Below are 19898 nucleotides of genomic sequence, written 5' to 3' on the forward strand. Positions count from 1 at the left end.
CCCGCCGTGAATGGGGCTGCCGCCGACGTGACGCCCGCCGACGCGGCCGCGCAGGAAGACGCCGCGATCCGCGACCTGCTGCAACTGCGCACCCGCAATCTGGCGCGCTACACCTGCCGCGAGTGCGGCTTCCGCGCGCGCCTGTTCTACTGGCAGTGCCCCGGCTGCAACCGCTGGGAATCCTACGCGCCGCGGCGCACCGAAGCGCTCGGCTGAGTCCGCGTCCAGCCTGATCCGCCCCGTCTCACGGAGTCGTTCTCATGAAAGTCACCATCATCGGCAGCGGTTATGTCGGCCTGGTCACCGGCGCCTGCCTGGCCGAGCTCGGCAACGATGTGTTCTGCCTCGACGTCGATGAAGAAAAGATCGCGCTGCTCAACGATGGCGGCGTGCCGATCTACGAGCCCGGCCTGAAGGACCTGATCCAGCGCAACCGCGAAGCCGGGCGGCTGGTGTTCTCCACCGACGTCGCGGCCGCGGTCGACCATGCCGACGTGCAGTTCATCGCCGTTGGCACGCCGCCGGACGAGGACGGTTCGGCCGACCTGCAGTATGTGCTGGCGGCCGCCCGCAATATCGGCCGGCATATGACCGGCTTCAAGATCGTGGTCGACAAGTCGACCGTGCCGGTCGGTACCGGCGACCGCGTCGCAGCCGTGATCCGCGAGGAGCTCGCCGCGCGCGGGCTCGAGGACCTGCAGTTCTCGGTGGTCTCCAATCCCGAATTCCTGAAGGAAGGCGCCGCGGTCGAGGACTTCATGCGGCCCGACCGCATCGTGCTCGGCTGCAACAACGACGCCGCCGGCCGCCATGCCAAGGCCATCATGCGGGCGCTGTACGCGCCGTTCAACCGCAACCACGAGCGCACCTTCTACATGGACGTGCGCTCGGCCGAGTTCACCAAGTACGCGGCCAACTCGATGCTGGCGACGCGCATCTCGTTCATGAACGAGCTGGCCAACCTGGCCGACGAGGTCGGCGCCGATATCGAGCTGGTGCGCCTGGGAATCGGCTCCGATCCGCGGATCGGCTACAGTTTCCTCTATGCCGGCGCGGGCTACGGCGGCTCGTGCTTTCCCAAGGACGTGCAGGCGCTGATGCGCACCGCCGCCGCGAGCGGCAAGGCGATGCGGGTGCTGGAGGCCGTCGAGGCGGTCAACGAGGCGCAGAAGCGCGTGCTCGGCGACAAGGTCGTGCGGCGCTTCGGCGAGGACCTGAGCGGGCGCACCTTCGCGATCTGGGGCCTGGCGTTCAAGCCCAATACCGACGACATGCGCGAGGCGCCGTCGCGCGTGCTGGCGCGCGAGCTGGTCTCGCGCGGCGCGTCGCTGCGGGTGCACGACCCGGTCGCGATGCAGGAAGCGCGGCGCGCGCTGGCGCAGGACCTGGCCGGCATCGAAGGCGGCTTCGCGCGCGTGACGTTCTGCGACGCGCAGATGGAGACGCTGGACGGCGCCGACGCGCTGGCCATCGTCACCGAATGGAAGGTGTTCCGCAGCCCGGACTTCGCGCAGATCCGGCGCCGCCTGAAGACGCCGGTCGTGTTCGACGGGCGCAATCTGTATGAGCCGGCCGCGATGCAGGAGGCCGGTATCGAATATCACGCGATCGGCCGGCCCGCGGCGGCGGCCTGACGCAACATGCCGGTGCGGCCGCCGGGCGGCGCGCCGGCCAAAAGGAAGCTCATGAACAGGAACCCGATCTCTCGCGAACAGATCCAGCAATCGCGCATCCTGGTGGTGGGCGACATGATGCTGGACCGCTACTGGTTCGGCGATGTCGAACGGATCTCGCCGGAGGCCCCGGTCCCGGTGGTCCAGGTCAAGCGCAGCGAGGAGCGCCTGGGCGGCGCCGCCAATGTGGCGCGCAACGCCGCCGCGCTGGGCGCGTCGGTCGGCATGCTGGGAGTGGTCGGCGACGACGAACCCGGCAGCATGCTGGAGAACCTGCTGACTGCCGAACACGTGCAGCCGTTTCTCCACCGCGACCGCAGCGTCAACACGACGATCAAGCTGCGCGTGGTCGCGCACCAGCAGCAGCTGCTGCGCGTCGACTTCGAGAACCCGCCGGCGCACGAGGTGCTGCTGTCGGTGCAGGACCGTTTCCAGGCGCTGATCGGCGACTACCAGGTGCTGGTGCTGTCCGACTACGGCAAGGGCGGGCTGACCCATGTCGCGCGCATGGTCGAAGGCGGACGCGCCGCCGGCAAGATGGTGCTGGTCGACCCGAAGGGCGACGACTATTCGCGCTATCGCGGCGCCACGCTGATCACGCCGAACCGCGCGGAGATGCGCCACGTGGTGGGTGCCTGGAAGACCGAGGCCGACCTGACCATCCGCGCGCAGAACCTGCGCCGCGCGCTGCAGCTCGAAGCGCTGCTGCTGACGCGCTCCGAGGAGGGCATGACGCTGTACACGGAGGCCGAAGTGCTGCACGTCTCCGCGCAGGCGCGCGAGGTCTACGACGTGTCGGGCGCCGGCGATACCGTGATCGCGACGCTGGCCACGATGCTCGGCGCCGGCATTCCGCTGAAGGAAGCGGTGCAGCATGCCAACCGCGCCGGCGGCATCGTCGTCGGCAAGCTGGGCACGGCCGTGGTCAGCTACCCCGAACTGTTCGGCGCGGCGCAAGGCTGACGCCCCTTATCACTGCTGGATTCACCATGACCATCATCGTCACCGGCGCCGCCGGTTTCGTCGGCAGCAACCTCGTCAAGGGGCTGAACGAGCGCGGCGAGAACAACGTCATCGCGGTCGACAACCTGACCCGCGCCGACAAGTTCCACAACCTGGTCGATTGCGAGATCGCCGACTACCTGGACAAGACCGACTTCCTGGACCGCTTCGCGCGCGGCGAATTCGGCAAGGTCCGCGCGATCTTTCATGAAGGCGCCTGTTCGGACACGATGGAGACCGACGGCCGCTACATGATGGAGAACAACTACCGCTACACCAAGGCGCTAATGGAAGCGTGCCTGGAGCAGGGCGTGCAGTTTCTCTATGCGTCGTCGGCCGCCACCTACGGCGCCTCGCAGACGTTCAAGGAAGACCGCGAATACGAGAAGCCGCTGAACGTCTACGGCTACTCGAAGTTCCTGTTCGACCAGCTGGTGCGGCGCACGCTGCCGAACGCCCACTCGCAGATCGTCGGCTTTCGCTACTTCAACGTCTACGGCCCGCGCGAGGCGCACAAGGGCCGCATGGCTTCGGTGGCCTTCCACAACTTCAACCAGTTCCGCGCGGACGGCACCGTCAAGCTGTTCGGCGAATACGGCGGCTATGGCCCCGGCGGCCACAGCCGCGACTTCGTCTCGGTCGAGGACGTGGTCAAGGTCAACCTGTTCTTCCTGGACCATCCCGAGAAGTCTGGCATCTTCAATCTCGGTACCGGGCGCGCGCAGCCGTTCAACGACATCGCCACCACCGTGGTCAACACGCTGCGCGGCGCGGAAGGCAAGCCGCCGCTGACGCTGGAGGAGATGGAGCAGGAAGGGCTGATCGAATACATCAAGTTCCCCGATGCGCTGCGCGGCAAGTACCAGTGCTTCACGCAGTCCGACGTCTCGCGCCTGCGCGGCGCCGGCTATACCGCGCCGTTCTATACGGTCGAGGAAGGCGTGGCGCGTTATTGCCGCTGGCTGCTCGAGCGCGGGGGCTGAAGACTCAGCCGCCGCTCTCCGACTGTCGTTTCGCCGCAAACCGGCGCCGGGCTTTCCGCGCAAACCGCGTCAACATTTGTTGCGCGGCGCGCCGCCCCCCTTCCTGGCTCTTATGCTCGGCCTACCCCGTCGCGACGACGGGGCGGCATGCCCGCCCGGGCATCGCCAACGAAGCCGAACTCCGGTCACCGGAGAAGGAGCCTGTTCATGATCAAGCAAACCTTGCTGGCGCTGGCGTGCTGCCTGGGCATGTCGATGGCGCTGGCCGGCAGCGCACTGGCCGCTGTCGACGTCAACAGTGCCGACGAGGCGGCGCTGACCACGGTCAAGGGAATCGGACCCGCGATGGCGCGCCGGATCGTCGAGGAACGCGGCAAGCAGGGCGCGTTCAAGGACGCCACCGACCTGGCCGAGCGGGTCAAGGGTCTGGGGCCAAAGTCGGTCGTGCGTCTGCAGGGCGAGGGGCTGAACATCGGCAAGGGCGGGGCGCCGGCCGCAGCCAGGAGCGGCAAGCCGGGCGCCGCCACGCCAACGGCGGCGGTCGCGCCGGCCGGCAAGGGTTCGGGCAAGACCGCCAGGACCGCACACTGAGCGGCACGGCGCCGGCCGCCCGTCCTTGCTGCCGTTCTTGCTGCCGACCTGTGCTGGTACGGCTCGTGCTAACGCCTGAGCGGCACCGCGATGTCGCAGCGCCGCCAATCGGATGCCGTGGCGCTTCGCAGGCCCAAGGCCACAGAGTATGATGCGGGCGCTGCGGCAGGGCGCCTCCTTCGTCTCTCCAGCCGGATCTCTCCAACGGGGAGCGAAGCGGGCCGGCGGCGCCCCCGCGGACCACGACACACCACAACACATCCAACACATCACCGGGAACGGCCGGGCGCGGCGCGCCGGCGGCCACCTCGGAACGGGAGCTCAACGATGGCGAATGGCGACGAGGCGGGATTCCTGCCGCGCTGGACACTGAAGACCGAGGGCGTGATCGCGCCCGATGAACGGCTGCCCGCGGGGCAGACCGTGCTGGCCGGCATCCAGCACGTGGTGGCGATGTTCGGCTCGACCGCGATCGCGCCGATCCTGATGGGCTTCAATCCCAATATCGCGATCCTGTTCTCGGGCATCGGCACGCTGATCTTCTTCCTGTGCGTGCGCGGCCGCGTGCCGAGCTACCTCGGTTCGAGCTTCGCCTTCATCGCGGTCGTGATCGCCGCCACCGGCTATGCCGGCAGCGGCCCCAATCCGAACATTCCGCTGGCGCTGGGCGGCATCATCGCCGCCGGCCTGCTTTATACCGTGATCGGCCTGGTGGTGCAGGCCGCCGGCTATGGCTGGGTCGAGCGGCTGATGCCGCCGGTGGTGACCGGCGCCATCGTCGCCGCGATCGGGCTGAATCTGGCGCCGGTCGCCGTCAAGGCGGTCAGCGCCGCCGCGCTCGATACCTGGATCGGCCTGCTGACGGTGGTCGCGGTCGGGCTGGTCGCGGTGCGCGCGCCGGGCATGATCGGCCGGCTGCCGGTGCTGATCGGCGGGCTGATCGGCTATCTGGCCTACTGGGTCTGCGCCAATGCGTTCGGCCTGGGCAAGCCGATCGACTTCTCGGGAGTCGCCAGCGCCAGCTGGTTCGGCCTGCCGGCCTTCACCACGCCGGTGTTCGAGCTGAACGCGATGCTGCTGATCGCGCCGGTGGCGATCGTGCTGGTCGCGGAAAACCTCGGCCATATCAAGGCGATCGGCGTGATGACCGGCCGAAATCTGGACCCGTATATCGGCCGCGCCTTTATCGGCGATGGCGTCGCCACGATGCTGTCGGCCGCTGGCGGCGGTACCGGCGTGACGACCTATGCCGAGAACATGGGCGTGATGGCAGTGACGCGCATCTATTCGACGCTGATCTTCGTGGTCGCCGCGCTGGTGGCGATCCTGCTGGGCTTCTCGCCCAAGTTCGGTGCGCTGATCCTGACGATTCCCGGTCCGGTGATCGGCGGCCTGACCATCGTCGTATTCGGCCTGATCGCGGCCACCGCGGGCCGGATCTGGGTCGAGAACCGCGTGGACTTCTCCGATTCGCGCAACCTGATCACCGTCGGCGCCACGCTGACGGTTGCGGCCGGCGACCTGACGCTGCGTTTCGGCGGCATGACGCTGGGCGGCATCGGTACCGCCACCTTCGGCGCGATCCTGCTGTACCACCTGCTCGGCAAGGGCCGCACGCCCGCCTGATGAGCCGGGGCGGGGCATGCGAATGCTGCCCCGCCGCGCTTGCCGCCGCGCTGGCGGCAGGGTCATGACACCTGCATTACAATGGGCGCCGACATTTGGACTCGCCCCATCATGGCCTACAAGACGATCGAAGACACCATCGGCAATACGCCTCTGGTGCAATTGCAGCGTATTCCCGGAGCCGCCAACGCCGAGCGTGGCAATGTGATTCTGGGCAAGCTCGAAGGCAACAATCCCGCCGGCTCCGTCAAGGACCGGCCCGCGCTGTCGATGATCGCGCGTGCCGAGGCGCGCGGCCGTATCAAGCCTGGCGACACGCTGATCGAGGCGACCTCCGGCAATACCGGCATCGCGCTGGCGATGGCCGCCGCGATCCGCGGCTACAAGATGGTGCTGATCATGCCGGAGGACCTGAGCATGGAGCGCCGCCAGAGCATGGCGGCGTACGGCGCCGAGATCATCCTGACCCCGGTCAAGGGCGGCATGGAATACGCGCGCGATCTGGCCGATTCGATGGAGCGCGACGGCAAGGGCATCATCCTGGACCAGTTCGCCAATCCCGATAATCCACAGTCCCACTACGAGACCACCGGTCCCGAAATCTGGCGCGACACCGACGGCCGCGTCACGCATTTCGTCTCGGCAATGGGCACCACCGGCACCATCACCGGGGTGTCGCGCTATCTGAAGGAACAGAACCCGGCGATCCAGATCGTCGGCGCGCAACCGGCCGAAGGCTCGCGCATTCCGGGCATCCGCAAATGGCCGGAAGCCTATATGCCGAAGATCTACGATCCGCGCCATATCGACCGCACCGAGCCGGTCAGCCAGGCCGATGCCGAGCATATGGCCCGCCGCATGGCGCGCGAGGAAGGCATCTTCTGCGGGATCTCGGCCGCCGGCGCGCTGTGCGTGGCGCTGCGAATCGCCGAGGAAGTCCGCGATGCGACCATCGTGTTCGTCGTCTGCGATCGCGGCGACCGCTACCTGTCGACCGGCATCTTCCCCGCCTGATTCAGCGTCGACCAGGGCCGGCGCCGTCCGCCAACAGCGGGACATGCGCCGGCCGGACCATCGGTCCTTACACCATCGCGGCCTTGACCGCCTCGCCCAGCTGATAGACCGCCAGCGCGTAGAAGAAGCTGCGGTTGTAGCGCGTCAGCACATAGAAATTGCGCAGCCCGAGCATGTAGTCGGTCGGCGCATCGGGCGTCGGCAGGTCTACCACCAGCACGCCGGTCTCGCCTTCGCGCGCCACGTCGATCGGCTCGTCCAGCCGCAGCCCGGCGCGCGTCAGCTGATTCAGCGTGCGCGTCGGCCACGGTTCGCCGTCCGCCGCGGCCGCCGCGATGCCGCGGCTGCCTTCGTCCTGTGCCAGCCGCCACACCACCGGCCGTCCGGGCTCCCATCCGTGCAGTTGCAGAAAGCGGCCGACGCTGCCGATCGCGTCGACCGGGCTGTTGCGCAGGTCGACATGGCCGTCGCGGTCGAAGTCGGTCGCGTATTCCCGCAGGCTGGTCGGCATGAACTGCGGAATGCCGATCGCGCCCGCGTACGAGCCGAGCACCGAGAACACGTCGGTACGGGTATCGCGGCACCACAGCAGGTAGTCCTGCAGCTGTGCGCGGAACATGGCCGAGCGGCTGGCGCGGTTTGGCGTATCGGGATAGTCGAAGGCCAGCGTCGACAGCGAATCCAGCACGCGGAAGGTGCCCATGTCGCGTCCGTAGATCGTCTCGACGCCGATGATGCCGACGATCACCGAGGCCGGCACGCCGAACTCGCTTTCCGCGCGGCGCAGCGTGTCGCGATGCTGCTGCCAGAAGCGCACGCCGGCGTTGATGCGGATCGGTTCGATGAAGCGTGAGCGGTAGGCACGCCAGCTTTTTCGGCCCGGCGTGGCCGGCGGCATGATCAGCCGCGCCACCGTGGCCGAGTAGACGGCCTGTCCGAACCAGTCGTTCAGGGTCGCGCGGGAGAACCCGTGCTGCGCGACCATCTCGTCGATGAAGGCGGCCGCTTGCGGGTTGCTGCCGTTGCGATAGCGGCCGGGATCGATTTCTTCTTCCTGGAAGCTGGCGCGGCGCTTGCCGGCCGCCAGCAGCGAGGGGGTGGCGCCGCACAGGCCAAGCGCCACGGAGCAGAGCGCGGCGCCCAGCAGCGGGCGGCGCAGGTTACGCGTGTGTTCGGTCATGGTGTCCTTTGCAAGTCGGACCGAGTATAGCGGACGCCTCCGACGCAAAACATCACGGCACGATACGACCCGGCGACGAAGGCGGCAGCCGCATTGCCCGGCCATCCGCTGTGCTAACGTACGGGGATGGAGACAGCGGCGCACCCGGCAGGGTGTCCGCCACGCGCCCAACAACGCCTCGATAAACGCGCTGACATCCCATGCCGACCGGCTACTACACGCATCCCGAATTCCTGCTGCACGAGATGGGGCACTTCCATCCCGAGTGCCCGGAACGCCTGACCGCCATCGAAGACCATCTGATCTCGCACGGCATCGACGGCCTGCTGGACCGCCGCGAGGCGCCGGCCGCCAGCCGCGAGCAGATCGAGCGCGTGCACCTGCCCGGCTATGTCGACGGGCTGCACGAAGCGAGCCCCGCCAGCGGCTACCATGCGATCGATCCCGATACCGCGATGAACGCGCATACGCTGGCCGCGGCCACGCATGCGGCGGGCGCCGCGGTGGCCGCCACCGATGCGGTGATCGCCGGCGAGCTCGAGAACGCCTTCTGCTGCGTGCGCCCGCCCGGCCACCACGCCGAGCCCGATCGCGCGATGGGCTTCTGCTTCTACAACAACGTCGCGATCGCGGCCCGCCATGCGCTCGACGCCCACGGGCTCGAACGCGTGGCGATCATCGACTTCGACGTGCATCACGGCAACGGCACCGAGGCCGCCTTCCGTGGCGACGAACGCGTGCTGATGTGCAGCTTCTTCCAGCATCCGTTCTATCCGTACAGCGGCACCGAGCACGTGGCCAACAACATGGCCAATATTCCGCTGCCGGCCTATACCAACGGCATGGCGGTGCGCGAGGTCGTCGAGACGATCTGGATGCCGCGGCTGCAGGCGTTCCGTCCGCAGATGCTGTTCATCTCGGCGGGCTTCGACGCGCATCGCGAGGACGACCTCGGCCAGATGGGGCTGGTCGAGCAGGACTACGCCTGGATCACGGCCGAGCTGATGACGCTGGCGCGGCAGCACGCGCAGGGGCGCATCGTCAGCTGCCTCGAAGGCGGCTACAACCTCAGCGCGCTGGGCCGCAGCGTGCTGGCGCATCTGAAGGTGCTGCTGGAGAAATAGGCTGCGACCGGCGCCACCGCGGCACGACAACCTCAGATCAGCAAACCAGGAGACCATCATGGCCGAATCGGAACACGCACAAGCCGCCGGGGCGCTGCTGATGCAAAGCGAGGATGCCCCGGGCGTGCTGCGCCTGACGCTGCAACGTCCCGACGCCTTCAACGCGCTGTCCGAGGCGCTGATCGACGCGGTGACCGAGGCGCTGACCCGCATCGCCGCCGATCCCGCGGTGCGGGTCGTGGTGCTGGCCGGCGCGGGCCGCGCCTTCTGCGCCGGACACGATCTGCGCGAGATGCGCGCGCAGCCGTCGCACGATTACTACCGGCGGCTGTTCGACCGCTGCACGCGCATGATGCTGGCTATCCAGCGCATGCCGCAGCCGGTGATCGCGCGCGTGCACGGCATCGCCACCGCGGCCGGCTGCCAGCTGGTGGCGATGTGCGACCTGGCGGTCGCGGCGGACGACGCGCGCTTCGCGGTGTCGGGCGTCAACCTCGGGCTGTTCTGCTCGACCCCCGGCGTGGCGCTGTCGCGCAACCTGCATCGCAAGCATGCGATGGAGATGTTGCTGACCGGCGAGATGATCGGCGCCCGCGAGGCGCAGGCGCGCGGCCTGGTCAACCGGGTGGTGCCGGCCGCCGAACTGGACGGCGAGGTGGCGAAGCTGGCCGCCAGCATCTGCGCGAAGCCCGCGGCGGCGATCGGGGCGGGCAAGGGCCTGTTCTACCGCCAGCTCGAAATGGGCGTGGAGGCGGCCTATCAGCTGGCCGGGCAGACCATGGCGTGCAACATGATGGACGAAGCGGCGCTGGAAGGCGTGCAGGCGTTCATCGACAAGCGGCCGCCGGCCTGGCGCGCGAGTTGACATACCGGCACTTCGGATCGGCGCCTTATTCCCTTTTCGTCTAAAGACATCGGCAAAAAGTCGTTTCTGGTAAGAAGCGGATCGCTTAAAATAGCCCGTTACATCCAAAAACGATAAATGCGGCAGCAGCGCTGGAGACCCCGTCCCGGCTGTTGCCGTTTTCTTTTCGCTCTGTCTCATGATCGAACTGCAAGGTCTCTCGCAGCGATTCCCCGGTGCGACCGGGGATGTGCACGCTTTGCGGGATGTCAGCCTGTCCATCGCGGCCGGCGAAGTCTTCGGCATCATCGGCCGCAGCGGCGCCGGCAAGAGTACGCTGGTGCGCGCCATCAATCTGCTGAACCGTCCGACCGCCGGCCGCGTGATCGTCGCCGGCCAGGACCTGACCGCGCTCGACGCGTCGGCGCTGCGGCTGGCGCGCCGCGACATCGGCATGATCTTCCAGCATTTCAACCTGCTGTCGTCGCGCACCGTCTATGACAACGTGGCGCTGCCGCTGGAGCTGGCCGGCAAGAACCGGGACGAGATTGCCGCGACGGTACTGCCGCTGCTCGATCTGGTCGGCCTGTCGGCGCTGAAGGACCGCTATCCGGCGCAGATCAGCGGCGGGCAGAAGCAGCGCGTCGGCATTGCGCGCGCGCTGGCCAGCAAGCCCAAGGTGCTGCTGTCGGACGAGGCCACCTCGGCGCTCGATCCGGAAACCACGCGCTCCATCCTCGACCTGCTCAAGCAGATCAACCGCGATCTGGGCCTGACCATCGTGATGATCACGCACCAGATGGAGGTCATCAAACAGGTCTGCGATCGCGTCGCGGTGCTCGACGCCGGCTGCGTCGTCGAGCAGGGCCAGGTCATCGACGTCTTCCTGCGGCCGCAGCATGCGGTCACGCGCGCGATGATCGGCGACGTGATTTCGCAGGAGCTGCCGGCCAGCGTGCTCAAGCGCGTCGAGAGCCGGCTCGGCAACGGGCGCGACCACGTCTACCGGCTCGCCTTCACCGGCGAGGGTGTCGACCAGCCGGTGCTGGCACAGGCGATCCGCCGCTACGGGCTGGACTTCAACATCCTGCACGGGCATATCGACGAGATCCAGGGACAGGCCTTCGGCTCGCTGGCCATCATGGCCACCGGCGAGACCGACAACGTCCGCGCGGCAATGGCATTCCTGCAGCAGCAGGGCGTGGTGGTGGAGGAGTACGAGCATGTGGTCTGAGCTGTTCGACCTGTTTGTGACCTCGCTGGGCGAGACCCTGGTGATGGTCGGCATCTCGGGCGTGATCGGCGCGCTGCTGGGCGTGCCGCTCGGCGTGGTGCTGCACCTGACCGACCGCGGCGGCCCGCTGGCGCATCCGTTGTTCAACCGGCTGATCGGCGTGGTCGTCAACGCCGTGCGCTCGATCCCGTTCATCATCCTGCTGGTGGTGGTGATTCCGTTTACCCGCTTTCTGGCGGGCTCATCGATCGGCACCGCGGCGGCCGTGGTGCCGCTGACGATCGCCGCGATTCCGTTCATCGCGCGGCTGGTCGAAAGCGCGCTGCGCGAGGTCGACAAGGGCCTGGTCGAGGCGGCGCAGTCGATGGGCGCCAGCACGCGCCAGATCGTCTGGAAGGTGCTGCTGCCCGAGGCGATGCCCGGCATCGTCGCGGGCCTGACCATCACCTTCGTCAGCCTGGTCGGCTATTCCGCGATGGCCGGCGCGATCGGCGGCGGCGGCCTGGGCGACCTCGGCATCCGCTATGGCTACCAGCGCTACATCACCGAGGTGATGGTGGCGGTGGTGCTGATCCTGATCGTGCTGGTGCAGGCCGTGCAGAGCTTCGGCGACTGGCTGGTCCGCCGGATCAGCCACCGCTGAGCGCCACGTCGCGGCCGAAGGAATCGCCTCGTTTTCCGTTTCGTTTTTGCTTTATCCCAGACCCAACCCAGAACACATCGCAAAGGAAGTCAGCCATGCAACGTCGTAGCCTGCTGCAATGGATCATCGGCGCCGCGCTCGGCGCCAGCCTCGCCACCGCCGCGGTGGCGCAGGACAAGCCGATCAAGATCGGCGTGACCGGTGGTCCGCACGCCCAGATCATGGAACAGGTCAAGAAGGTCGCCGCCAAGGACGGCCTGAACATCCAGGTCGTCGAGTTCAGCGACTACATCCAGCCGAATGCCGCGCTGGCCGCCGGCGACCTCGACGCCAACAGCTACCAGCACCTGCCGTACCTCGAAGCCCAGATGAAGGACCGCGGCTACAAGTTCGCCAACGTCGGCTACACCGTCACGTTCCCGATGGGCGTCTACTCGAAGAAGATCAAGTCGCTGGACCAGCTCAAGCAGGGCGCCCGCGTCGGCGTGCCCAACGACCCGACCAACGGCGGCCGCGGCCTGCTGCTGCTGCAGAGCAAGGGCGTGATCAAGCTGCGCGCGGACGCCGGCCTGAAGGCCACGCCGCTGGATATCGTCGGCAATCCGAAGAAGCTGCGCATCGTCGAACTGGACGCCGCGCAACTGCCGCGCTCGCTGGACGACCTGGATGCCGCCGCGATCAACGGCAACTACGCGGAATCGGCCGGCCTGTCGCCGACCAAGGACGCGATCGCGATGGAAGGCCCGAAGGGTCCGTACGCCAACCTGATCGCCGTGCGCGAGGCCGACAAGAACAAGCCGTGGGTCGCCAAGCTGATCAAGGCCTATCACTCGCCGGAGATCAAGCAGTACGTGACCACGACCTTCAAGGATTCGGTGATCACGGCCTGGTAAGCCGCGAGCCGGGCGTCACGGCCGGGTATCGAACAAAACCTCGAATCCGGCCGCCGCCTCTGTGCCGCGAAGGGTTTTCTGCGGCACAATACGTGTCGCCAGATCGCTTGCCGGGCTATGCCCGGCAATTCTTTGCCTATAAAATAGTACGGTCGTTCGAAAATTCCGGGCGCCGCCGACCCGGTGGTTATAATGGCGAGCGAACCAAATTTCTGACAATCAGTGGAGTGAGCGCATGAAAGTACTCGTCGCAGTCAAGCGCGTGGTTGACTACAACGTCAAGGTCCGTGTGAAGTCCGATGGCTCGGGCGTCGACCTGGCCAACGTGAAGATGAGCATGAACCCGTTCGACGAGATCGCCGTGGAAGAGGCGGTCCGCTTGAAGGAAGCCGGCGTGGCCACCGAGGTCGTGGCGGTCTCCTGCGGCGTGGCGCAATGCCAGGAAACGCTGCGTACCGCGATGGCGATCGGCGCCGACCGCGGCATCCTGGTCGAGAGCGGCGAAGACCTGCAGCCGCTGGCGGTGGCCAAGCTGCTGAAGGCGCTGATCGACAAGGAGCAGCCGCAGCTGGTGATCCTGGGCAAGCAGGCGATCGACGACGACTCCAACCAGACCGGCCAGATGGTGGCCGCGCTGGCCGGCCTGCCGCAGGCGACCTTCGCCTCGAAGGTCGTGATCGCCGATGGCAAGGCCTCGGTGACGCGCGAGGTCGACGGCGGCCTCGAAACGCTGTCGGTCAAGCTGCCGGCGGTGGTGACCACCGACCTGCGCCTGAACGAGCCGCGCTACGTCACGCTGCCGAACATCATGAAGGCCAAGAAGAAGCCGCTGGAAACCGTGAAGCCGGAAGACCTGGGCGTCGACGTGGCGCCGCGTCTGCAGACGCTGAAGGTCGTCGAGCCGCCCAAGCGCAGCGCGGGTGTGATGGTGCCGGACGTCGCGACGCTGGTGCAGAAGCTCAAGAACGAAGCCAAGGTCATCTAAGCGCGCCAGGAGATACGAACATGACTGCACTCGTCATTGCTGAACACGACAATCAATCGATCAAGGGCGCGACCCTGAATACCGTGACCGCCGCGGCCCAGTGCGGCGGCGACGTCCACGTGCTGGTGGCAGGCGCCAACGCCCAGGCCGCCGCCGAGGCCGCCGCGAAGATCGCCGGCGTCGCCAAGGTGCTGCTGGCCGATGCGCCGTACTTCGGCGAAGGCCTGGCCGAGAACGTCGCCGAGCAGGTGCTGGCGATCGCCAGCGACTACAGCCACATCCTGGCGCCGGCCACCGCCTACGGCAAGAACGTGCTGCCGCGCGTCGCCGCCAAGCTGGACGTGGCCCAGCTGTCGGACATCACCAAGGTCGACGGCCCGGATACCTTCGAGCGCCCGATCTACGCCGGCAACGCGATCGCCACGGTCAAGTCCTCGGACAAGATCAAGGTGATCACCGTGCGCGGCACCGCCTTCGACCCCGCCGCCGCGGAAGGCGGCTCGGCCTCGGTCGACACCGTGCCCGCCGTGGCCGATGCCGGCATCTCCCAATTCGTGTCGCGTGAAGTCACCAAGAGCGATCGCCCCGAACTGACCGCCGCCAAGATCATCGTGTCCGGTGGCCGTGGCGTGGGCTCGGGCGAGAACTACACCAAGGTGCTGACGCCGCTGGCCGACAAGCTGGGCGCCGCGCTGGGCGCGTCGCGCGCCGCGGTCGACGCAGGCTTCGTGCCGAACGACTATCAGGTCGGCCAGACCGGCAAGATCGTCGCGCCGCAGCTGTACATCGCCGTCGGTATCTCGGGCGCGATCCAGCATCTGGCCGGCATGAAGGACTCCAAGGTGATCGTCGCGATCAACAAGGACGCCGAGGCGCCGATCTTCTCGGTCGCCGACTACGGCCTGGTAGGCGACCTGAACACCGTGGTGCCGGAGCTGGTGGCGGCGCTGGGCTGACCGCAAGCCGTCCGCGGCGCCGCCCGGTGCCGCGGACGGACGAAGCCACGCAACACAAGAAAAACGAAAAGCCAAGACAAGCCGTTCCGGGCCAGCCCGCGAGCGGCTTTTTTATACGCTGTATCGAACGGTCGCAGCGATCCGCGCGCCCCGCGCGACCTGCGCGACATATTGCGATAACGGAGACTTCGATGACCTACCGCGCCCCGCTCAAGGACATGCTGTTCGCGATCAACGAACTGGCCGGGCTGGATGCCATCAGCCAGCTGCCAGGCTACGAGGAAGCGACGGCCGACACCGCGCAGGCGGTGCTCGAGGAAGCGGCCAAGTTCACCGAGCAGGTCGTCGCGCCGCTGAACCGCGCCGGCGACATCGAGCCGAGCCACTGGAAGGACGGCGCGGTCACCACCACGCCGGGCTTTCGCGAGGCGTTCCGCCAGTTCGGCGAGGGCGGCTGGCAGGGCGTGCTGCATCCGCAGGAATTCGGCGGCCAGGGTTTGCCCAAGCTGATCGCCACCGCCTGCAACGAGATGCTGAACTCGGCCAATCTGTCGTTCGCGCTGTGCCCGCTGCTGACCGACGGCGCCATCGAGGCGCTGCTGACCGCCGGCAGCGACGCGCAGCGCCAGGTCTTCCTGCCGAAACTGATCTCGGGCCAGTGGACCGGCACCATGAACCTGACCGAGCCGCAGGCCGGCTCCGACCTCGCCGCGGTGCGCACGCGCGCCGAGCCGCAGGGCGACGGCACCTACAAGCTGTTCGGCACCAAGATCTTCATCACCTACGGCGAGCATGACATGGCGGAGAACATCGTCCATCTCGTGCTGGCGCGGACGCCGAACGCGCCGGAAGGGGTCAAGGGCATCTCGCTGTTCATCGTGCCCAAGTTCCTGGTCAACGAGGATGGCTCGCTGGGCGCGCGCAACGACGTGCACTGCGTCTCGATCGAGCACAAGCTCGGCATCAAGGCCAGTCCCACCGCGGTGCTGCAGTTCGGCGACCACGGCGGCGCGATCGGCACGCTGGTCGGCGAGGAGAACCGCGGCCTCGAGTACATGTTCATCATGATGAATGCGGCCCGCTTCTCGGTCGGCATGCAGGGCATCGCGGTGTCCGAGCGCGCCTATCAGCAGGCCGTGGCCTATGCCCGCGAGCGCGTGCAGAGCCGGCCGGTCGACGGCTCGGCGCGGCAGGCGGTCACGATCATTCATCATCCGGACGTCAAGCGCATGCTGATGACGATGCGCGCGCTGACCGAAGGGGCCCGTGCGCTGGCCTATGTCGGCGCGGCGGCCTGCGATACCGCGCACCAGCATCCCGACGAGGCGGTACGGAGCGAGAACCAGGCGTTCTACGAGTTCCTGGTGCCGGTGATCAAGGGCTGGAGCACCGAGCTGTCGATCGACGTGACCAGCCTCGGCGTGCAGGTCCACGGCGGCATGGGCTTCATCGAGGAGACCGGCGCCGCGCAGCATTATCGCGATGCGCGGATCCTGCCGATCTACGAGGGCACCACCGCGATCCAGGCCAACGATCTGGTCGGCCGCAAGACCGTGCGCGATGGCGGCGCGGTGGCGCGCGGCATCTGCGCACGGATCGCCGAGACCGAGGCCGCGCTGGCCGCGCATGGCGGCGCGCCGTTCGCCGCGATGCAGGCGCGGCTGGCCAAGGGCCGTGCCGCGCTGGAGCAGGCGATCGACTTCATCGTCGCCAATGGCAAGACCGATCCCAACGCGGCGTTTGCCGGCAGCGTGCCGTATCTGAAGCTGTGCGGCATCGTGTTCTCGGGCTGGCAGCTCGGGCGCGCGATGCTGGCCGCCGATGCGCGGCGTGCCGAGGACCCGGCCTTCCACGAGGCCAAGATCGCTACCGCGCATTTCTTCGCCGAGCACGTGCTGTCGCAGGCCGGCGGCATTCGCGATGCCATCGTGTCAGGTGCGCCGGCGGCGCTGGCGTTGACCGAGGCGCAGTTCTGAAGGCGGTGGAGGTGCAGGCAATAAAAAAAGACGGCCGCTTGGCCGTCTTTTTTTTGAGGGCGGTTTTTTCAGGCCGTCGCCGGACGCGGCGCCGGATGCCGTGCCGTCTGCTGCTGATAGCGCGCGACCGACAGATCGTCGGCGCGGATCGCCGGCGAGGCGCCCGACACCAGGTCGGCCAGCAACTTGCCCGAACCGCAGGCCATCGTCCAGCCCAGCGTGCCGTGGCCGGTATTGAGCCATAGCCCCTTGAACGGGGTCGGGCCGACGATCGGCGTGCCGTCCGGCGTCATCGGGCGCAGGCCGGTCCAGAACGAGGCCCGCGCCACGTCGCCGGCGCCGGGGAACAGATCGGTCACCACGTGCTCCAGCGTGCGCCGCTTGGCCGGATCCAGCGAGCGGTCATAGCCGACGATCTGCGCCATGCCGCCGACGCGGATGCGGTCGTCGAAGCGGGTGATCGCGACCTTGTAGGTCTCGTCCAGCACGGTCGACACCGGGCTGCGCGCGGCGTCGGTCATCGGCACGGTGATCGAGAACCCCTTCAGCGGATAGACCGGAATCCGCACGAAGTCCTTGATGAACGGGGTCGACCAGCTGCCCAGCGCGACCACCACGGCATCGGCGAAGATCGGCTCGCCGCCGACGATGGCGCCGGTCACCGCGGTGCCCTGGGTCATCAGGCTGTCGATCGACCGGTTGTACAGGAACTGCACGCCCAGGCCCTCGGCCATGGCCGCCAGCCGTTGGGTAAACAGCTGGCAGTCGCCGGTTTCGTCGTTGGGCAGGCGCAGCCCGCCGGTCAGCTTGTGGCTGACCGCGGCCAGCGCCGGTTCGCTCGCGGCGAGGTCCTCGCGCGACAGCAATTGATAGGGGACGCCGGCTTCCTCGAGCACGGCGATGTCCTTGGCCGCGCCTTCGAGCTGCTCGTCGGTGCGGAAGACCTGCAGCGTGCCTTGCTGCCGGCCCTCGTAGGCGATGCCGGTTTCGGCGCGCAGCGCGCGGATGCAGTCGCGGCTGTACTCGGCCAGCCGCACCATGCGCTCCTTGTTGACCGCGTAGCGGTCGGCGCTGCAGTTCATCAGCATCTGCCACATCCACTGCAGCTGGAACAGCGTGCCGTCGGGCCGGATCGACAGCGGCGCATGCTGCTGGAACATCCATTTGATGGCCTTCAGCGGCACGCCGGGCGCGGCCCACGGCGAGGCATAGCCGGGGGAGATCTGGCCGGCATTCGCAAAGCTGGTGCCGAGCGCCGGCGCCGCTTCGCGGTCGATCACCGTGACCTGATGGCCGGCCCTGGCCAGGTACCAGGCGCTGGTCACGCCGATCACGCCACTGCCAAGAACGAGAACACGCATTGCGATGGACCCCAACCAGAATGACGATTGTCTGAAGGTATATCCGCTATGGTATTGGATTCATTCCAGTCATAATTACCGAAAATTTGTCGTAAAAAGGAAATATTCATGAGAACGACCCGGCAGCCGGTACGCGGCCTGGACCGCCTCGACCGCCGCATCCTGGCCCTGCTGCAGGCCGACGGCCGCATCTCGATGAAGGACCTCGCCGAGGCGGTCGGGCTGACCATCACGCCGTGCATCGAGCGGGTCAAGCGGATGGAGCGCGACGGTGTCATCATCGGCTACTACGCCCGCCTGAATCCGGCGCTGCTGGGCAGCGCACTGCTGGTCTTCGTCGAGATCACGCTGAACAACAAGGCCGGCAACATGTTCGAGCAGTTCCGGCGCGAGGTGCTGCGTATCCCCGAGGTGATGGAGTGCCATCTGGTGTCGGGCGATTTCGATTACCTGATCAAGGCGCGCATCCGCGAGATCGGCGAGTATCGCCGGCTGCTGGGCGACATCCTGCTGCAACTTCCGGGGGCCGCCCAGTCCAAGAGTTATGTCGTGATGGAAGAGATCAAGGAGACGCTGGCCATCCCCGTCGACGAGAAGAGCCAGCCTGCATGAGATGAAGGACAACGCGCGCAACGGGCGCCACATCGGTCAGTACGATCCGGACCGGCCGGCGGATGACGTCCCTGACGATTCGGCGCCGCCTCGGCCGCCACTTCGGCCGCCGCTTCGAGCGCTGAAGGGCCGCGGTGCGGTCAGCAATCTGCAGGGGCGCTTCGAGCGGGATACCCGCGAGCCCTTCGACGATGGCTGGGGTCCGGCGGACATCGGCGAGCACGAGGCGATCGCGGGCGGCGAGGGCGGCGAGGGCGGCGAGGGCGGCGAAGGCGCCGCTGCCGAACCGGCGCCGCCGAAGCTGATCACCCGCGTCACGCAGGAGCAGGCGCGCTCGATCCTGAGCCGCAATTCGTCGCCGGACATCCCGTTCGGCGTCTCGCTGAACCCCTATCGCGGCTGCGAGCACGGCTGCATCTATTGCTTCGCGCGGCCGACGCACGCCTATCTCGACCTGTCGCCGGGCCTCGATTTCGAGACGCAGCTGTACGCCAAGACCAATGCCGCCGAGCGGCTGCGCGAGGCGCTGTCGCTGCCGTCCTACCGGTGCGAGCTGATCGCGCTGGGCGTCAACACCGACGCCTATCAGCCGATCGAGCGGACCCAGCGCATCACGCGCCAGGTGCTCGAGGTGCTGCACGAATGCCACCATCCGGTGGCGCTGATCACCAAGTCGTCGCTGATCGAGCGCGACATCGATCTGCTGGCGCCGATGGCGGCCCGGCGGCTCGCGGTCGCCGCGATCACGATCACCACGCTCGATGCCGGGATCGCCCGCACGCTGGAGCCGCGCGCGGCCACGCCGTCGCGGCGGTTGCGGACCATCCGCACGCTGTCGGAGGCTGGCATTCCGGTCGCGGTCAGCGTGGCGCCGGTCATTCCCTTCATCACCGAGCCCGATCTGGAGCGCATTCTGGAGGCCGCGCGCGAGGCCGGCGCCGTCTATGCGAACTACATCGTGCTGCGCCTGCCATGGGAGGTCGCGCCACTGTTCCAGCAATGGCTCGAGGCGCATTTCCCCGACCGGGCCGAGCGCGTGATGAATCGCGTGCGCGAGATGCGCGGCGGCAAGGATTACGATTCCGATTTCTCGACCCGCATGCGCGGCACCGGCGTCTGGGCAGACCTGATGCGCCAGCGCTTTCACAAGGCGGCCGAACGCCTCGGCTTTCGCTATCACCGCTTCGATCTGGATACCTCG

Annotated in this window: 18 protein-coding genes and 1 pseudogene; 17 read left to right on the forward strand and 2 right to left on the reverse strand. The window is 67.7% G+C overall.

Annotated elements, in window-relative coordinates:
• From B551_RS20915 to cysM, 7 genes and pseudogenes are all read left to right on the forward strand, one after another.
• Positions 1–216, forward strand: a pseudogene (locus tag B551_RS20915) (lipopolysaccharide assembly protein LapB); the annotation flags it as partial.
• A 44-nt stretch (positions 217–260) separates the two neighbouring features.
• Positions 261–1634, forward strand: a complete 1374-nt coding sequence (locus B551_RS20920; RefSeq protein WP_006577906.1) for a UDP-glucose/GDP-mannose dehydrogenase family protein — start codon at positions 261–263, stop codon at positions 1632–1634.
• Between the two features lie 51 nt (positions 1635–1685).
• Positions 1686–2636 (forward strand): D-glycero-beta-D-manno-heptose-7-phosphate kinase, encoded by a 951-nt coding sequence (rfaE1, locus tag B551_RS20925; protein WP_006577905.1) that lies wholly within the window; start codon positions 1686–1688, stop codon positions 2634–2636.
• Positions 2637–2662: 26 nt separating this feature from the next.
• Complete coding sequence (rfaD, locus tag B551_RS20930) at positions 2663–3658, forward strand: ADP-glyceromanno-heptose 6-epimerase (RefSeq protein ID WP_006577904.1); 996 nt, start codon at positions 2663–2665, stop codon at positions 3656–3658.
• A gap of 207 nt (positions 3659–3865) precedes the next feature.
• Positions 3866–4249 carry a helix-hairpin-helix domain-containing protein gene (locus B551_RS20935; RefSeq protein ID WP_006577903.1) on the forward strand — a complete coding sequence of 128 codons (384 nt, stop codon included), beginning with the start codon at positions 3866–3868 and terminating at the stop codon, positions 4247–4249.
• Between the two features lie 327 nt (positions 4250–4576).
• Entirely contained in the window at positions 4577–5875 is a 1299-nt protein-coding gene (locus B551_RS20940) for a solute carrier family 23 protein (RefSeq protein ID WP_006577902.1), read from the forward strand.
• Positions 5876–5986: 111 nt separating this feature from the next.
• Positions 5987–6889, forward strand: a complete 903-nt coding sequence (gene cysM / locus B551_RS20945) for a cysteine synthase CysM (protein WP_006577901.1) — start codon at positions 5987–5989, stop codon at positions 6887–6889.
• Positions 6890–6956: 67 nt separating this feature from the next.
• Here the strand turns inward: cysM and mltB are convergent, their stop codons facing one another.
• The gene (gene mltB, locus B551_RS20950; protein WP_006577900.1) at positions 6957–8069 is read right to left on the reverse strand and encodes a lytic murein transglycosylase B; all 1113 of its coding nucleotides are present in this window, start codon (positions 8067–8069) and stop codon (positions 6957–6959) included.
• 200 nt (positions 8070–8269) lie between these two features.
• Here mltB and B551_RS20955 point away from each other — a divergent pair, with 200 nt between their 5' ends.
• The 8 genes from B551_RS20955 to B551_RS20990 all read left to right on the forward strand — a co-directional run bounded on the left by B551_RS20955 (position 8270) and on the right by B551_RS20990 (position 16724).
• Positions 8270–9193: a histone deacetylase family protein gene (locus B551_RS20955; RefSeq protein ID WP_006577899.1), complete on the forward strand. Its 924-nt coding sequence runs from the start codon at positions 8270–8272 to the stop codon at positions 9191–9193.
• 58 nt (positions 9194–9251) lie between these two features.
• The gene (locus B551_RS20960) at positions 9252–10058 is read left to right on the forward strand and encodes an enoyl-CoA hydratase (RefSeq protein ID WP_006577898.1); all 807 of its coding nucleotides are present in this window, start codon (positions 9252–9254) and stop codon (positions 10056–10058) included.
• 178 nt (positions 10059–10236) lie between these two features.
• Positions 10237–11271 carry a methionine ABC transporter ATP-binding protein gene (locus B551_RS20965; protein ID WP_006577897.1) on the forward strand — a complete coding sequence of 345 codons (1035 nt, stop codon included), beginning with the start codon at positions 10237–10239 and terminating at the stop codon, positions 11269–11271.
• The gene (locus B551_RS20970) at positions 11261–11914 is read left to right on the forward strand and encodes a methionine ABC transporter permease (protein WP_006577896.1); all 654 of its coding nucleotides are present in this window, start codon (positions 11261–11263) and stop codon (positions 11912–11914) included. Before B551_RS20965 ends, B551_RS20970 begins: the two co-directional genes overlap by 11 nt.
• Before the next feature lie 95 nt (positions 11915–12009).
• Positions 12010–12807, forward strand: a complete 798-nt coding sequence (locus B551_RS20975; protein WP_023264942.1) for a MetQ/NlpA family ABC transporter substrate-binding protein — start codon at positions 12010–12012, stop codon at positions 12805–12807.
• Positions 12808–13042: 235 nt separating this feature from the next.
• Positions 13043–13792 carry an electron transfer flavoprotein subunit beta/FixA family protein gene (locus B551_RS20980; RefSeq protein WP_006577022.1) on the forward strand — a complete coding sequence of 250 codons (750 nt, stop codon included), beginning with the start codon at positions 13043–13045 and terminating at the stop codon, positions 13790–13792.
• 20 nt (positions 13793–13812) lie between these two features.
• Positions 13813–14748, forward strand: a complete 936-nt coding sequence (locus B551_RS20985) for an electron transfer flavoprotein subunit alpha/FixB family protein (protein WP_006577021.1) — start codon at positions 13813–13815, stop codon at positions 14746–14748.
• Positions 14749–14939: 191 nt separating this feature from the next.
• Positions 14940–16724, forward strand: coding sequence for an acyl-CoA dehydrogenase (locus B551_RS20990; RefSeq protein WP_006577020.1), 1785 nt, complete (start codon positions 14940–14942; stop codon positions 16722–16724).
• A gap of 68 nt (positions 16725–16792) precedes the next feature.
• On the opposite strand, the gene B551_RS20995 is transcribed toward B551_RS20990, so the two are convergent.
• Positions 16793–18085, reverse strand: coding sequence for a D-amino acid dehydrogenase (locus B551_RS20995; protein ID WP_006577019.1), 1293 nt, complete (start codon positions 18083–18085; stop codon positions 16793–16795).
• Positions 18086–18193: 108 nt separating this feature from the next.
• On the opposite strand from B551_RS20995, the gene B551_RS21000 reads away from it, so the two are divergent.
• The gene (locus B551_RS21000; protein ID WP_006577018.1) at positions 18194–18697 is read left to right on the forward strand and encodes an Lrp/AsnC ligand binding domain-containing protein; all 504 of its coding nucleotides are present in this window, start codon (positions 18194–18196) and stop codon (positions 18695–18697) included.
• 1 nt (position 18698) lies between these two features.
• Positions 18699–19898: PA0069 family radical SAM protein (locus tag B551_RS21005; RefSeq protein ID WP_023264943.1), on the forward strand; the 1200-nt coding region annotated here is incomplete at its 3' end.

The organism is Cupriavidus sp. HPC(L) (assembly GCF_000307735.3).
Classification (GTDB): Bacteria; Pseudomonadota; Gammaproteobacteria; order Burkholderiales; family Burkholderiaceae; genus Cupriavidus.